The 14,916-nt window shown below is 54.4% G+C and carries 13 protein-coding genes, 1 pseudogene and 1 riboswitch; of the genes and pseudogenes, 8 read left to right on the forward strand and 6 right to left on the reverse strand.

Annotated features, from left to right (window positions below; all coding sequences use genetic code 11):
• Positions 1–67 precede the first annotated feature (67 nt).
• A complete protein-coding gene (gene malK / locus PYR66_21990; GenBank protein ID WEF27912.1) occupies positions 68–1,177 on the reverse strand; it encodes a maltose/maltodextrin ABC transporter ATP-binding protein MalK in 1,110 nt (369 codons plus the stop codon).
• 370 nt (positions 1,178–1,547) lie between these two features.
• On the opposite strand from malK, the gene malE reads away from it, so the two are divergent.
• The 3 genes from malE (at position 1,548) to malG (ending at position 5,373) form a co-directional block, all read left to right on the forward strand.
• Positions 1,548–2,738 (forward strand): maltose/maltodextrin ABC transporter substrate-binding protein MalE, encoded by a 1,191-nt coding sequence (malE, locus tag PYR66_21995; GenBank protein ID WEF27913.1) that lies wholly within the window; start codon positions 1,548–1,550, stop codon positions 2,736–2,738.
• A 185-nt stretch (positions 2,739–2,923) separates the two neighbouring features.
• Positions 2,924–4,468, forward strand: coding sequence for a maltose ABC transporter permease MalF (gene malF, locus PYR66_22000; protein ID WEF27914.1), 1,545 nt, complete (start codon positions 2,924–2,926; stop codon positions 4,466–4,468).
• Between the two features lie 14 nt (positions 4,469–4,482).
• A complete protein-coding gene (gene malG, locus PYR66_22005) occupies positions 4,483–5,373 on the forward strand; it encodes a maltose ABC transporter permease MalG (protein WEF27915.1) in 891 nt (296 codons plus the stop codon).
• A 194-nt stretch (positions 5,374–5,567) separates the two neighbouring features.
• On the opposite strand, the gene psiE is transcribed toward malG, so the two are convergent.
• On the reverse strand, positions 5,568–5,978 hold the full coding sequence (psiE, locus tag PYR66_22010; GenBank protein ID WEF27916.1) for a phosphate-starvation-inducible protein PsiE: 411 nt from the start codon (positions 5,976–5,978) through the stop codon (positions 5,568–5,570).
• 275 nt (positions 5,979–6,253) lie between these two features.
• Here psiE and PYR66_22015 point away from each other — a divergent pair.
• Positions 6,254–6,364: pseudogene (locus PYR66_22015) on the forward strand (hypothetical protein).
• A 91-nt stretch (positions 6,365–6,455) separates the two neighbouring features.
• Here the strand turns inward: PYR66_22015 and pgi are convergent.
• Positions 6,456–8,105: a glucose-6-phosphate isomerase gene (pgi, locus tag PYR66_22020; GenBank protein WEF27917.1), complete on the reverse strand. Its 1,650-nt coding sequence runs from the start codon at positions 8,103–8,105 to the stop codon at positions 6,456–6,458.
• A 340-nt stretch (positions 8,106–8,445) separates the two neighbouring features.
• Positions 8,446–8,679, forward strand: a riboswitch (Lysine riboswitch).
• Between the two features lie 183 nt (positions 8,680–8,862).
• Between pgi and lysC the strand changes: the two genes are divergently transcribed.
• The gene (lysC, locus tag PYR66_22025) at positions 8,863–10,212 is read left to right on the forward strand and encodes a lysine-sensitive aspartokinase 3 (protein ID WEF27918.1); all 1,350 of its coding nucleotides are present in this window, start codon (positions 8,863–8,865) and stop codon (positions 10,210–10,212) included.
• A 44-nt stretch (positions 10,213–10,256) separates the two neighbouring features.
• Here the strand turns inward: lysC and PYR66_22030 are convergent, their stop codons facing one another.
• Positions 10,257–11,228, reverse strand: coding sequence for a hypothetical protein (locus PYR66_22030; protein WEF30523.1), 972 nt, complete (start codon positions 11,226–11,228; stop codon positions 10,257–10,259).
• Between the two features lie 189 nt (positions 11,229–11,417).
• Between PYR66_22030 and panS the strand changes: the two genes are divergently transcribed.
• Together panS and PYR66_22040 are read left to right on the forward strand one after the other, a co-directional pair.
• On the forward strand, positions 11,418–12,362 hold the full coding sequence (panS, locus tag PYR66_22035; protein ID WEF27919.1) for a ketopantoate/pantoate/pantothenate transporter PanS: 945 nt from the start codon (positions 11,418–11,420) through the stop codon (positions 12,360–12,362).
• Between the two features lie 190 nt (positions 12,363–12,552).
• A complete protein-coding gene (locus tag PYR66_22040) occupies positions 12,553–12,825 on the forward strand; it encodes a DUF3811 domain-containing protein (protein ID WEF27920.1) in 273 nt (90 codons plus the stop codon).
• On the opposite strand, the gene rluF is transcribed toward PYR66_22040, so the two are convergent.
• Both rluF and PYR66_22050 read right to left on the reverse strand, forming a co-directional pair.
• A complete protein-coding gene (gene rluF / locus PYR66_22045) occupies positions 12,822–13,697 on the reverse strand; it encodes a 23S rRNA pseudouridine(2604) synthase RluF (protein WEF27921.1) in 876 nt (291 codons plus the stop codon). The genes PYR66_22040 and rluF overlap by 4 nt on opposite strands.
• 61 nt (positions 13,698–13,758) lie before the next feature.
• Positions 13,759–14,004 (reverse strand): YmjA family protein, encoded by a 246-nt coding sequence (locus PYR66_22050; protein WEF27922.1) that lies wholly within the window; start codon positions 14,002–14,004, stop codon positions 13,759–13,761.
• Between the two features lie 148 nt (positions 14,005–14,152).
• On the opposite strand from PYR66_22050, the gene pepE reads away from it, so the two are divergent.
• Complete coding sequence (gene pepE, locus PYR66_22055; protein WEF27923.1) at positions 14,153–14,842, forward strand: dipeptidase PepE; 690 nt, start codon at positions 14,153–14,155, stop codon at positions 14,840–14,842.
• The last annotated feature ends 74 nt before the right edge of the window (positions 14,843–14,916 follow it).

A 14,916-nucleotide genomic window follows, 5' to 3' on the forward strand; every position in this document is an offset into this window, starting at 1 on the left:
CACTTCCCCTTCGGCCGCCGCATGGTTGGCTGCGCGCTGGGTTCGCGTCTTCTTTTAATGGGAAGCCTTACACGCCCGGCTCTTTATGCAGCCGACGACAAGCGGTGCCATCCTCACGGAATAAATGGCAGCGCTCCGGCGGCAAACCGATGGCGAATGTGGCTCCCTCTTCTACCAACACCACGTCATTCTGGCGGTACACCAGGTTCTGACGGATGGCGGGGATCTGGATATGAATTTGTGTTTCGTGACCAAGTTGTTCGACCACCTGCACTTCGCCTTCGAGAGTGACATCGGCGATGTCGCTCGGCAGCAGATGTTCCGGGCGAATACCCAACGACATGTTGGCGCCAACCTGAACGTGAGCGCTGTCGACCGGCAGCCAGATTTGCTGGCGGTTCGGCAGTTCGACCTGTACCTGCTCAATAGCGGTCGCGGTGACTTTCACCGGCAGGAAGTTCATCTTCGGCGAGCCAATAAAGCCCGCGACGAAGCGGTCCGCCGGATAGTGATAGAGTTCGAGCGGTTTCCCAATCTGAGCGACGCGACCAGCGTCCAGCACCACGATTTTGTCGGCCAGCGTCATCGCTTCCACCTGATCGTGAGTGACGTAAATCATCGTGCGCCCGAGGCGCTTATGCAGGCGGGAGATTTCGATACGCATCTGTACACGCAGCGCGGCATCAAGGTTGGACAACGGTTCATCGAGCAGGAAAACACGCGGTTCGGCGACCAGGGTACGGCCAATCGCCACGCGCTGACGCTGACCGCCGGAGAGCGCTTTCGGCTTACGCTCCAACAGGTGCGCCAGCTGTAAAACCTCGGCAACCTGGGTGACGCGCTGGTTAATCACCTCTTTTTTCGCCCCGGCCAGCTTGAGGCCAAAAGACATGTTCTCGGCAACGGAAAGGTGGGGATAGAGCGCATAAGACTGGAATACCATGCCGATGCCGCGCTCGGCGGGCGGCACGTCATTCATCCGGGTATCGCCAATAAACAGATCGCCACTGGTGACCGTTTCCAGTCCGGCAATCATTCGCAGCAGGGTGGATTTGCCACAGCCTGATGGTCCGACAAACACGACGAACTCCCCATCCTGGATGTCGAGATTGATATCTTTCGATACCACCACGTCGCCCCAGGCTTTCGTTACATTTCGCAGCTGTACGCTCGCCATGCCCTTCTCCCTTCGTTACAACCTGTCACGTAAAGACACATTCAAGATGGGCTGACTATGCGGCATTCATTACGCGGGCAAATCCTCCGCCCCCCGGCTTTTTCATGGGGGAGGAGACGGGAGGATGAGAGATTGGCTCTCGCCGCCGGGGCACCCTGGCAAAACGCCGTTTCGTGATCGAGGCGGCAAAATCGGCGGCTTTTTTATGTGCTCCAGGGCCCATTACTGGCGTTTCTGCAAAGCAGATCACACAAACGGCGGCTGGGGCGTAGACATGGGGAGGATGGAAAGAGGTTGTTAAAAAAGGAAACTCATCAGCGTTAAACCACTCAAGTGTATCCACGAGCACATCACCAAATAGGACGGGTATATGAAAATCAAAACTGGCGCTCGCATCCTCGCGCTGTCTGCATTGACGACGATGATGTTTTCCGCCTCTGCCCTCGCAAAGATTGAAGAAGGTAAGCTGGTTATCTGGATTAACGGCGACAAAGGCTATAACGGCCTCGCTGAAGTGGGTAAAAAGTTTGAAAAAGATACCGGCATTAAAGTTTCCGTAGAGCACCCGGATAAGCTGGAAGAGAAGTTCCCGCAGGTTGCGGCGACCGGCGACGGCCCGGATATCATCTTCTGGGCGCATGACCGTTTCGGCGGCTATGCACAGTCCGGCTTGCTGGCGGAAATTACCCCGGATAAAGCCTTCCAGGACAAACTCTATCCGTTCACCTGGGACGCCGTACGCTACAACGGTAAGCTGATCGCCTACCCGGTCGCGGTTGAAGCGCTGTCGCTGATTTATAACAAAGATTTGTTACCGAACCCGCCGAAAACCTGGGAAGAGATCCCGGCGCTGGATAAGACGCTGAAGGCGAAAGGTAAGAGCGCGCTGATGTTCAACCTGCAAGAACCGTACTTCACCTGGCCGCTGATCGCGGCAGACGGCGGCTACGCGTTCAAGTTTGAAAATGGCAAATACGACGTGAAAAACGTCGGCGTCGATAACGCCGGGGCGAAAGCCGGTCTGAGCTTCCTGGTCGACCTTATCAAGAATAAACACATGAACGCCGACACCGACTACTCCATCGCGGAAGCTGCGTTCAACAAAGGCGAAACTGCGATGACCATCAACGGTCCGTGGGCGTGGTCGAACATTGATAAAAGCAAGATCAACTACGGTGTCACTCTGTTGCCAAGCTTCAAAGGCAAACCATCTAAGCCGTTCGTTGGCGTACTGAGCGCCGGTATTAACGCCGCCAGCCCGAATAAAGAACTGGCGAAAGAGTTCCTCGAAAACTACCTGATGACCGATCAGGGCCTGGAGTCAGTCAACAACGATAAGCCGCTGGGCGCCGTTGCACTGAAATCCTTCCAGGAGAAACTGGAGAAAGATCCGCGCATTGCCGCCACCATGGCAAACGCGCAGAAAGGTGAAATCATGCCGAATATCCCGCAAATGTCTGCGTTCTGGTATGCCGTTCGTACCGCGGTTATCAACGCCGCTAGCGGCCGTCAAACCGTCGACGCCGCGCTGAAGGATGCGCAGGGACGTATTACCAAGTAATACGGTTTCCCTTATTTCTTAGGAAATAAGGTTTATTGAATACGTTGTTACACGAATCATTCGCGTTACATCGAGGCGGCAAGGATGCAAATCCCCAGGAGCTTACATAAGTAAGTGACTGGGGTGCGCATCCGCAGCCAACAAAGAGGTAGCGCGAAGGATAAAGTGTAAAGAGGAAGATCCCCATGGATGCCGTTAAAAAGAAACACTGGTGGCAAAGCCCGCCACTCACATGGTCTGTGATGGGTTTGCTGTGCCTGCTGGTGGGTTACCTTGTTGTTTTAATGTACGCCCAGGGGGAGTACCTGTTTGCCATCATGACGCTGATTTTAAGCTCAGTTGGCCTGTATATTTTTTCTAACCGCAAGGCTTATGCCTGGCGCTATGTTTATCCGGGTCTCGCCGGAATGGGACTGTTTGTTCTGTTCCCACTGATCTGCACCATCGCTATCGCCTTCACCAACTACAGCAGCACCAACCAGCTGACCTTCGAGCGTGCGCAGCAGGTGCTGATGGACCGTTCTTTCCAGGCCGGAAAATCCTATAACTTCTCGCTCTATCCGGCGGGCAATGAGTGGAAACTAGCGCTGACCGACGGCGAGAGCGGCAAAAACTATCTTTCTGATGCCTTCCAGTTTGGCGGCGAGCAGAAACTGGCGTTAAAAGAGGCGGATGCCCTGCCGGCAGGCGAACGCGCGAATTTACGCGTTATCACCCAGAACCGCGCCGCGCTGAACCAACTCACCGCCATACTGCCGGATGAAAGCAAAGTAATCATGAGTTCGCTGCGCCAGTTCTCCGGCACCCAGCCGCTGTACGCGCTGGCCAACGACGGCACGCTCACCAATAACCAAAGCGGCGTGAAATATCGTCCGAACGCCGACGTCGGCTTTTATCAATCCGTTAATGCCGACGGCAGCTGGGGCAATGAGAAGTTGAGTCCGGGTTATACCGTGACCATCGGCTGGGATAACTTCACCCGCGTCTTCCAGGACGAAGGCATTCAGAAACCGTTCTTCGCCATTTTCGTCTGGACCGTAGTCTTCTCGATACTGACGGTGATTTTGACCGTCGCCGTGGGAATGGTGCTGGCATGCCTGGTACAGTGGGAAGCGCTGAAGGGTAAAGCGATTTACCGCGTGCTGTTGATTCTGCCATATGCGGTGCCGTCGTTTATCTCAATACTGATTTTCAAAGGGCTGTTTAACCAGAGTTTTGGCGAGATCAACATGATGTTGAGCGCGCTGTTCGGCATTAAGCCAGCCTGGTTTAGCGACCCGACCACCGCGCGCACGATGATTATCATCGTCAACACCTGGCTGGGCTATCCGTACATGATGATCCTGTGCATGGGTCTGCTGAAGGCAATTCCTGACGATCTGTACGAAGCGTCGGCGATGGATGGCGCCGGTCCATTCCAGAACTTCTTTAAGATTACGTTGCCGCTGCTGATCAAACCGCTCACGCCGCTGATGATCGCCAGTTTCGCCTTTAACTTTAACAACTTCGTGCTGATTCAGCTGTTGACCAACGGCGGCCCGGATCGCCTCGGCACCACCACCCCAGCCGGTTATACCGACTTGCTGGTGAGCTACACCTATCGCATCGCCTTTGAAGGCGGCGGCGGTCAGGACTTCGGCCTGGCGGCGGCTATCGCGACGCTTATCTTCCTGCTGGTTGGCGCGTTAGCGATTGTGAACCTGAAAGCCACGCGCATGAAGTTTGATTAAGGGAGATAACGATTATGGCTATGGTCCAACCCAAATCGCAGAAGCTGCGTCTCTTCACTACGCACCTGCTGCTGCTGATTTTCATCGCCGCGATTATGTTCCCGCTGCTGATGGTTATCGCCATCTCGCTGCGCGAGGGTAACTTCGCGACCGGCAGTCTGATCCCGGATACCATCTCCTGGGAGCACTGGCGGTTGGCTTTAGGCTTCAGCGTCGAACATGCGGATGGCCGCGTGACGCCGCCGCCGTTCCCGGTCCTGCTGTGGCTGTGGAACTCGATTAAGGTCGCCGGGATTACCGCGATCGGGATCGTCGCCCTCTCCACCACCTGCGCTTATGCTTTCGCCCGTATGCGCTTCCCGGGTAAAGCGACGCTGCTCAAAGGGATGCTGATTTTCCAGATGTTCCCGGCGGTGCTGTCGCTGGTGGCGCTGTATGCCTTGTTTGATCGTCTCGGTCAGTATATTCCGTTCGTCGGTCTTAACACCCACGGCGGGGTGATCTTCGCCTACATGGGCGGCATTGCGCTGCATGTATGGACGATTAAAGGCTATTTCGAAACCATCGATGGTTCGCTGGAAGAAGCGGCCGCGCTGGATGGCGCCACGCCGTGGCAGGCTTTCCGTCTGGTGCTGCTGCCGTTGTCGGTACCGATTCTGGCGGTGGTGTTTATTCTGTCGTTCATCGCCGCGATTACCGAAGTACCGGTAGCCTCGCTGCTGTTGCGCGATGTGAACAGCTATACCCTGGCGGTCGGGATGCAGCAGTATCTCAACCCGCAGAACTACCTGTGGGGCGACTTTGCCGCCGCGGCGGTGCTGTCGGCGATTCCGATTACCGTGGTCTTCCTGCTGGCTCAGCGCTGGTTGGTCAATGGACTGACGGCAGGCGGGGTGAAAGGTTAAGTTTCATCACGTTATACCCTTGTTTTATCAGCCCCAAATTTCAGCGAGGGTGGGATGCGGTACACGACCCCAACCGGGTACGGCACCCCGCCTCTCCCTGAAAAAGTAGGGCAAATGCCACTGCAATCCTCTACTGGACCCTACATAAATTTAATTTGTGACTGTCGGTCAAGCGGCCCTGGAGGCCGCTTTTTTTATTCGCGTTTCAGACGGTTGGAATTACACAGCCACAAGGTGATCACCAGAATGAGGATCGCCGCAGAGTAGATCAGTACCGCCATCGGCGACTCGTGATCGACGATAATCAAACGCACTATCGCGGTGATACCGATATAGACAAAATAGCGTAGCGGGAAGTGGAAGCCTGACTCAAAATACTTCACGATCAGTGCGATAAACTCAAAGTAGAGAAAATAGACCACCAGTCCCTCAACCAGTTTGTACTTACTGACCGGATCTGGCGTAAACAGCACATGCGCCAGATCCAGAGTTTCCTTTCCCAGGAAGACCACCAGAATAATCCCCAGACACAGCAGCGCCAGGTTCAGCACAGCCTGCATGGCCTTCGCGATAAAATTAACCAGCGGACGATATACCGACGGCATAGTGATACCTCTAATGCAGAAACGTTATTGATCTGTATAGCGCAAAAGTGTGACCCAGATCTACTTAAGCTTTGTGTCTCAACAGAGGCTTCAACGCATTAAATACGAAAAAGAGAAAATTATACTTCTAAAAAAGCAGTGAGCAGGTTAACCAAATCCCAACTTATATATAAAGATTTTAAGATTAAACCAATGCAGTTCAATGAATTAACCATTTAACACAGTTGTGTCTCTAAAACCGTCAGAAGATAATATTTTTCTGCAGACCTTATTAGTTAGCGCGAATTTTATCTCAATTCTATCTCAATAAAATCTCAGTTCATTCTCGTTATACGCACCTTCCTGCACTCTGTGCCGCCTCAACCGCTGCCATGGGCGCAGCCGCCAATAACGATATTGTTTGCGCCGACTGCTGCGGCGATTATAAATAGAAATGCCGACCAAACGGTCGGCATTCAGGCTTCGCTGCGCTAATACTTATGCGCGCCAGGCTTTATAACGGTTAATCAGACCGTTGGTGGAGCTGTCGTGGCTGCTCACATCCGCGCCATCTTTCAGTTCCGGCAGGATACGGTTAGCCAGCTGTTTACCCAGCTCAACGCCCCACTGGTCAAAGGTGAAGATGTTAAGGATCGCGCCCTGGGTGAAGATTTTGTGCTCGTACAGCGCGATCAATGCGCCCAGGCTGAACGGGGTGATTTCACGCAGCAGGATGGAGTTGGTCGGACGGTTGCCTTCAAACACTTTGAACGGCACGACGTGCTCAAGCTGCGCCGGATCTTTACCCTGATCGAGATATTCCTGCTCAACCACTTCACGGGATTTACCAAAGGCCAGCGCCTCAGTCTGGGCGAAGAAGTTAGACAGCAGCTTCGGATGATGATCAGACAGCGGGTTATGAGTGATAGCCGGGGCGATGAAATCGCACGGTACCATTTTGGTGCCCTGGTGGATCAGCTGATAGAACGCATGCTGGCCGTTCGTACCCGGCTCGCCCCAGATGATCGGGCCAGTCTGGTAATCCACGACGTTGCCGTTACGGTCAACATACTTACCGTTGGATTCCATGTTGCCCTGCTGGAAGTAAGCGGCAAAGCGGTGCATGTACTGATCGTACGGCAGAATCGCTTCGGTTTCCGCGCCGAAGAAATCGTTGTACCAGATACCAATCAGCGCCAGCAGTACCGGCAGGTTCTTCTCGGCCGGCGTGGTGGAGAAGTGTTTATCCATCGCGTGAGCGCCGGACAGCAGCTGTACGAAGTTGTCGAAGCCGACGGACAGAATGATAGACAGGCCGATGGCGGACCACAGGGAGTAACGGCCGCCGACCCAGTCCCAGAATTCGAACATGTTGGCGGTGTCGATACCGAATTCGCCGACCGCTTTACCGTTGGTGGAGAGCGCCGCGAAGTGTTTCGCCACGTGTTTCTCGTCGCCAGCGGTCGCCAGGAACCAGTCGCGCGCGCTGTGGGCGTTAGTCATGGTTTCCTGGGTGGTGAAAGTCTTGGAGGCGACCAGGAACAGCGTGGTTTCCGGGTTGACCGCTTTCAACACTTCCGCGATGTGGGTACCGTCAACGTTAGAAACGAAGTGCATGTTGAGGTGGTTTTTGTATGGGCGCAGCGCTTCGGTCACCATGAATGGGCCGAGGTCAGAGCCGCCGATACCGATGTTCACCACGTCAGTAATCGGTTTACCGGTATAGCCTTTCCAGCTGCCGGAGATAATCGCTTCCGAGAACGCTTTCATCTTTTCCAGCACCGCGTTGACTTCTGGCATGACGTCTTTGCCATCCACCACAATCGGCGTGTTGCTGCGATTACGCAGCGCGACATGCAGGACCGCGCGGTCTTCAGTGCGGTTAATTTTTTCGCCGGAGAACATCGACTTAATCGCGCTTGCCAGATCGGTCTCTTTCGCCAGATCCTGCAGCTTAGACAGCGTCTCTTCAGTGATGCGGTTCTTGGAGAAATCCACCAGCATCAGATCGTCAAAGGTGGCGGAGAATTTAGAGAAACGATCGCTATCTTTGGCGAAAAGCTCGCTGATAGTGACGTCTTTCATTTCATCGAAGTGTTTCTGTAATGCCTGCCATGCAGCGGTCTGCGTTGGGTTGATATTTTTCATTAGCAATACTCTTCTGATTTGAAAAATGTGACTTCGGTCGATTGTAGCGTCAGCGGCAGAAAATTGTGATGATTTTTGTGTTGTACCCATGACGGGAGTCAGGAATAGGCTAAAGCGCTCCCATATTATAGCTATCATTAGGCTTTTTTCTGTTATCCGCCGACGCATGAAAAATCCGCATAACCCTGTCGTTGACATACCTGCCCGGAAGCCTTTATATAGCTGGGCTGCCTACGGAATTGTAGGTATGTATTGCTCGCGCATTTCACGCTACAGCGAAGGGTATCGTTGGGGGGTATAATGACCAGTCTCCCCCCAGGCATAGTGAAAGACGTCAGTAATTGCCAGAAGAGGTGCGTTGCCCAGGTAACCGTATTGGAGGAACCAGTCCGGGGAAAATACGTGAGGGGGAGCAACGCCGAGGCGCACAGGTGTCTGGTTAAGCCTGTCGCCGGCCACAGGGGCTGAATCCCCTGGGTTGTCACCAGAAACGTTCGCAGTCGGGCGTTTCATACTCGCGAACCGATGCGCGTCATCGGCAAACGGGTCTACAAGGTGGAGCACTTCTGGGTGACATCGTAGTTTGTTTATCGCTCTGCGCCCACCCTACTTTTCGCTCTTCCCTTGTGCCATGGCTGAGTTAATTTGGCCTGGCTTATTAAGACATTTTGTCGCGCTCCGGTTATTTCCAGCCCGAACCAGGAGCGGTTTTCCAGGAATCGTTTTAATAAGTCAGGCCCCCTGACACGAGGTTGTTATGACAGATTTAGTTGTTGCTAAGTTCGGCGGCACCAGCGTGGCCGATTTCGACGCCATGAACCGTAGCGTCGACGTCGCGCTGCTGGATGCGAATACCCGCGTAGTGGTGTTATCCGCATCGGCTGGCGTTACCAATATCTTAGTTGCTTTAGCGGCAGGGCTGGAACCCACCGAACGTTTCGCTAAGCTCGATGAAATGCGCCAAATCCAGTTCAATATTCTGGAGCGTTTACGCTATCCCAACGTTATCCGCGATGAGATCGAACGCCTGCTGGAAAATATCACCACCCTGGCGGAAGCCGCCTCTCTGGCCAGCTCTGAAGCGCTGACCGACGAACTGGTGAGCCACGGTGAACTGATGTCCACATTGCTGTTCGTTGAGATTCTGCGCGAGCGCGGTATCGCGGCGCAGTGGTTCGACGTACGCAAAGTGATGCGCACCAGCGATCGTTTCGGTCGCGCCGAACCGGATATCGCCGCCCTGGCGGAACTGACGCAACAACAGCTGGCGCCGCGCCTGGAAGAAGGCCTGGTGATTACCCAGGGCTTTATCGGCAGCGAAGCCAAAGGCCGCACGACGACGCTTGGCCGCGGCGGCAGCGACTACACCGCGGCACTGCTCGGCGAAGCCCTAAACGCCAGCCGCGTGGATATCTGGACCGATGTACCGGGGATCTACACCACCGACCCGCGCGTTGCGCCGGCGGCGAAACGTATCGACGTCATCGCCTTCGCCGAAGCGGCGGAGATGGCTACCTTCGGGGCGAAAGTGCTGCATCCGGCAACGTTGCTGCCAGCCGTGCGTAGCGATATTCCGGTCTTTGTCGGTTCCAGTAAAGAACCTAAGGCCGGCGGCACAATGGTCTGTCATAAGACCGAAAATCCGCCGCTGTTCCGCGCGCTAGCGCTGCGTCGTCGTCAGACACTGCTGACCCTGCACAGCCTGCATATGTTGCATTCCCGCGGCTTCCTCGCGGAAGTGTTCGGTATTCTGGCGCGGCATAATATTTCCGTCGACCTGATCACTACGTCGGAAGTGAGTATTGCGCTGACCATGGACACCACCGGTTCCACCTCCGCCGGCGATAGCCTGTTGACTCAGGCGCTGCTGACCGAACTCTCTTCGCTGTGCCGCGTGGAAGTGGAAGAAAACCTGGCGCTGGTCGCATTGATCGGCAACGAGCTATCGAAAGCCTGCGGCGTCGGCAAAGAGGTATTCGGCGTACTGGAGCCGTTCAATATCCGCATGATTTGCTACGGCGCGTCCAGCCACAATCTGTGCTTCCTGGTACCGGGCGCCGATGCTGAGCAGGTTGTCCAAAAGCTGCATCAGAATTTATTTGAATAATTCGTCTTCACCCGGCGAGATTTATGCTCACCGGGTATTTCCTTTCAGCGGGCAATCACCACATTGCCATCAATAATGGCGAAATAGGGGTTATAGGTAAATTTGATTTTTCCCGCTTTATTCTTCATCTTTAATGGCGAGTTTTGATAAACACCGGCAGCTAAACGGAATATACGGCCGTCACAATAGGTAATTAACTCTTTTCCCTCCCAATCCAGCGGTGCCATCGTCAGATCGGCGTCCTGCACTTTTTCCGCCAAACCAAGTGTTTCAAAAATAAAATCTGGCGGGAAACCGGTCGCTATGCCAAATTCCTTTGTCGAAATCTGCGCCAGCGATTTTAATACCGCTACTTCTTTATTATTCATTGCCTGCCATATTGTTGTGTATGCGGTTTTAATTGCTGACATATCCTGCGGCGTAACGGGGCGCGCCTGTTCCCAGGCCCACGTGGGAATATCACTAACCGTAATCTGACGCCCTGCGCCGACCAGGCCGTTGATCTTATCGCCCGGCGATTGTACCTCGCTGACCGCACTCTCGTTTTCCGCCCCGTCAGGGTGAGAAGAGGATGACGCAACAACTTTTTTCTCACTATCAACGGTAAGCCGGATGGTGGAAACCGCTTCACTGGCATTGCGGGTCTCCTTTGTCACGACTATCTCGCACCACGACTCTTTATATAGCGTTTCAGGATTATCCGGATCAATTGCCCCCATTACCAGTTCAAGCATATTTTTTCCATTTGCCGAAAAGCTTGTGATATCCCCTCCCGCAGTGGTCATACCGCTTCCGGCTGAAAAATTATCTAACAGCGGTACATTATTTATTCTGGCCATGCAGGCGCTACGATTCGTCTTGAATGAATACGCATATCGCGCGTTTGTCATGGGTTCCGCTCGTAGTGGCACAGACGCCACTAACAAAGAAAATAAAACAGCGCCAGAAAGAAAGGAGATCGCCCGGTTACCGCACTTCATCATATATTCCCTATACAGTGACTTTGCTTTAATCATCAGCACACTTAATGCTGCGTTTTGTGAGGGATATCAGCATCACAAGAAAATCGGAAATGTACCCACGCATCGGATCATGAGCATAATTTGTTTGAATTCATTCACTACACACGATAAACAATAGATATAGATCGGGGCTTGAACCCGGCTAACTACAACAAAAAACACATACATCGCAAGGAATACAACATGCTCTCCGTCATCACCCGGCTGTTCCCGCTCTGGGCGCTGCTGCTCTCCGTTTTGGCTTATTACACGCCAACCACCTTTACCCCCATCGGCCCGTGGGTCACCACCCTGCTGATGCTGATTATGTTCGGCATGGGCGTCCATCTGAAACTGGAAGATTTTAAGCGCGTACTGTCGCGCCCGGCGCCGGTGGCGGCGGGGATTTTTCTGCACTACCTGGTGATGCCGCTTGCCGCCTGGCTGCTGGCACTGCTTTTCCATATGCCGCCGGAGCTGTCCGCCGGGATGGTGCTGGTCGGCAGCGTCGCCAGCGGCACGGCATCCAATGTCATGATTTATCTGGCGAAAGGCGATGTCGCGCTGTCGGTGACCATCTCTTCCGTCTCCACGCTGGTTGGCGTGATCGCAACCCCGCTGCTGACGCGCCTGTACGTTGATGCGCACATTCAGGTCGATGTGATGGGTATGCTGCTGAGCATCCTGCAAATCGTGGTGATCCCTATCGGGTTCGGGCTGATTGTCCACCATCTGTTACCAAAAGTGGTGAAGGCGGTAGAACCCTTCCTGCCCGCGTTCTCCATGCTGTGCATTCTGGCGATTATCAGCGCCGTGGTCGCCGGTTCCGCATCGCATATCGCGTCGGTAGGCCTGGTGGTCATCGTGGCGGTGATTCTGCATAACGCCATCGGTCTGCTCGGCGGCTACTGGGGCGGACGGCTGTTCGGTTTTGATGAATCTACCTGCCGCACGCTGGCGATTGAAGTGGGGATGCAGAACTCCGGTCTGGCTGCCGCTCTCGGGAAAATCTACTTTGGCCCGCTGGCCGCGCTACCTGGCGCGCTGTTCTCGGTCTGGCATAACCTTTCCGGCTCGCTGCTGGCAGGTTACTGGTCCGGGAAAGTTATTGCGGATGAATTGCGTAAGGCAGGAAAAAAGAGCAGATAAAACGTAACTTTGATGAAAATCTCCCGGTGGCGCTGCGCTGACCGGGCTACAGATCCACAGCCGTTTGCGGTCTGGTAGCCCGGACAGGTGCAAAGCACCGCCTCCGGGATTTTGCCGGGTGATGAAATTGCTGTAAGACCCCCATCCCAATACCGTACACTGAAGTCATCGGCTAACTGAGGGCACCACCATGGCACTCCCCCGCATTACACAAAAAGAGATGACCGAGCGCGAACAGCGCGAACTGAAAACGCTGCTCGACCGCGCGCGGATTGCGCACGGCCGCCCGCTGAGCAATGCGGAAGCCAATAGCGTGAAGAAGGAATATATCGATAAGCTGATGGCGCTGCGTGAGGCGGAAGCGAAAAAAGCCCGCCAGGTGAAAAAGCAGCAGGCTTATAAAGTAGACAAGGAAGCGACGTTTTCCTGGTCGGCGAATACGCCGACTCGCGGCAGGCGTTAGCGGCCTTTCTTTTTACGCCCCGGCTGGGTGAAACGTTTACCGTTCGAGGCCGGGCGGCCTTTATCGCTGGTTTTTTCCATCTTCACTACCGGGCGCTTGATCCCAGCGCTCGCCGCTTTCGCCTTCGGTTTGGCTTTCGGTTTCGCTTCGGAAGACGAGTTTTCAATCAGCTTGAACAGGTCGATCAGCTCATCATCGGTTAAATCGCGCCACTCGCCCAGCGGAATACCCGTCAGGCTGACGTTCATAATGCGCGTACGCTCAAGCTTGGTGACTTCGAAACCGAAGTGCTCGCACATGCGGCGAATCTGACGGTTTAAGCCCTGCACCAGGGTAATACGGAAGACGAACGGCGCCTCTTTCTTCACCTTACACTTCTTCGTCACCGTACCCAGAATCGGTACGCCCGCGCCCATTCCGCGAATGAATTCATCTGTGACCGGCTTATCGACCGTGACCAGATATTCTTTCTCATGGTCGTTGCCGGCACGCAGGATTTTGTTCACCAGATCGCCATGATTGGTCAGGAAGATTAAGCCCTGAGAGTCTTTATCCAGACGGCCAATCGGGAAGATACGCTTGCTGTGGTTAACGAAATCCACAATGTTATCGCGCTCGCCATCTTCGGTGGTGCTGACAATACCCACCGGCTTATTCAACGCAATCAGCACCAGGTCATCGGCTTCTCGCGGCTCAATCAACTGACCGTTTACTTTCACAACGTCGCCCGGCTTCACCTGATCGCCAATGGTGGCGCGCTTGCCATTGATAAAAACGTTGCCTTGTTCAATAAAGCGGTCCGCTTCGCGACGCGAGCAAATCCCGCTTTCGCTGATGTATTTATTTAATCGAGTAGATGAGTCGGTCAGCATAGTTTCTCCTTTGACAGCGAAATATACCTCACCTTACTGGCGATAAAAAATAAGGATGGCGCTATTCATTACCCCACTGATTGAGGAAATTGGCGATATCGTCGATACGCGATTCGGCAATCCCCGCTTCACGGGCCATCTCTTGCTGCGCTTCTTCGCTGATCTCCTCGTTATTCATTAAACGTGTAATCAGCAGTTGGAAGTAATGCGCCAGACAATCACGCTCGGACTCTTTCACCGCGTCGGCGCATTCCGTCGAATACTCATCCACGATGTCATAATATTTTAGCGGTATTTCATTATTCATAGGTCGTCTCCGGGGGTTATTAGCATCTACGCTTCCTGATCGCGATGATAGCATTCAGCTTACCTGCACCGTGAGCCATATCAGCGCCTCAACATCGGGCTGATGATAGAATTCAGACATCAAATGCTATTATTAACGGGAAAAAAAGATGGAACTGCTACTACTGAGTAACTCTACGCTGCCGGGCAAAGCCTGGATGGAACACGCGCTGCCGCTGATTGCCAGCCAGATCAATGGCCGCCGCTCGGCGGTGTTTATCCCCTTCGCCGGGGTGACGCAAACCTGGGATGACTACACGGCCAAAGCCGCCGCGGTCATGGCGCCGATGGGCGTGAGCGTGACGGGGATCCACAGCGTCGCTGACCCTATCGCCGCAATTGAAAGCACCGAGATGGTGATCGTCGGCGGTGGGAACACGTTCCAGCTTCTGAAAGAATGCCGTAGCCGTGGGCTGCTGGCGCCGATTGTCGACGTCGTCAAACGTGGGGCGTTGTATATCGGCTGGAGCGCAGGTTCTAACCTCGCTTGCCCGACCATTCGCACCACCAACGATATGCCGATCGTCGATCCGCAGGGTTTTGACGCCTTAGGGCTGTTCCCGCTGCAAATTAACCCGCATTTCACCAACGCGTTGCCGACCGGGCATCAGGGCGAGACTCGCGAACAACGTATTCGCGAACTGCTGGTCGTTGCGCCGGAATTGACGGTCATTGGCTTGCCGGAGGGGAACTGGATTCAGGTCGCCAATGGCCACGCCACGCTCGGCGGCCCGAATCCGACGCTGCTGTTTAAAGCGGGGGAAGAAGCGGTAACCCTGGAAGCGGGCCACCGTTTCTAAGCGAGTTTGACGAGCGTTTCCCGGATGGCGGCGCCTCGCGCCTTATCCGGGTTACCCAACGCCAGGCCACTCCG

Origin of the sequence: Klebsiella aerogenes (genome assembly GCA_029027985.1) — a bacterium.
Lineage (GTDB): Bacteria > Pseudomonadota > Gammaproteobacteria > Enterobacterales > Enterobacteriaceae > Klebsiella > Klebsiella aerogenes_A.

Excerpts from the sequence above, each read along its gene's own strand:
- malK (WEF27912.1), bottom strand. The coding sequence starts at position 1,177 with ATGGCGAGCGTACAGCTGCGAAATGTAACGAAAGCCTGGGGCGACGTG.
- malE (WEF27913.1), top strand. The coding sequence starts at position 1,548 with ATGAAAATCAAAACTGGCGCTCGCATCCTCGCGCTGTCTGCATTGACG.
- malF (WEF27914.1), top strand. The coding sequence starts at position 2,924 with ATGGATGCCGTTAAAAAGAAACACTGGTGGCAAAGCCCGCCACTCACA.
- malG (WEF27915.1), top strand. The coding sequence starts at position 4,483 with ATGGCTATGGTCCAACCCAAATCGCAGAAGCTGCGTCTCTTCACTACG.
- psiE (WEF27916.1), bottom strand. The coding sequence starts at position 5,978 with ATGCCGTCGGTATATCGTCCGCTGGTTAATTTTATCGCGAAGGCCATG.
- pgi (WEF27917.1), bottom strand. The coding sequence starts at position 8,105 with ATGAAAAATATCAACCCAACGCAGACCGCTGCATGGCAGGCATTACAG.
- lysC (WEF27918.1), top strand. The coding sequence starts at position 8,863 with ATGACAGATTTAGTTGTTGCTAAGTTCGGCGGCACCAGCGTGGCCGAT.
- PYR66_22030 (WEF30523.1), bottom strand. The coding sequence starts at position 11,228 with ATGATTAAAGCAAAGTCACTGTATAGGGAATATATGATGAAGTGCGGT.
- panS (WEF27919.1), top strand. The coding sequence starts at position 11,418 with ATGCTCTCCGTCATCACCCGGCTGTTCCCGCTCTGGGCGCTGCTGCTC.
- PYR66_22040 (WEF27920.1), top strand. The coding sequence starts at position 12,553 with ATGGCACTCCCCCGCATTACACAAAAAGAGATGACCGAGCGCGAACAG.
- rluF (WEF27921.1), bottom strand. The coding sequence starts at position 13,697 with ATGCTGACCGACTCATCTACTCGATTAAATAAATACATCAGCGAAAGC.
- PYR66_22050 (WEF27922.1), bottom strand. The coding sequence starts at position 14,004 with ATGAATAATGAAATACCGCTAAAATATTATGACATCGTGGATGAGTAT.
- pepE (WEF27923.1), top strand. The coding sequence starts at position 14,153 with ATGGAACTGCTACTACTGAGTAACTCTACGCTGCCGGGCAAAGCCTGG.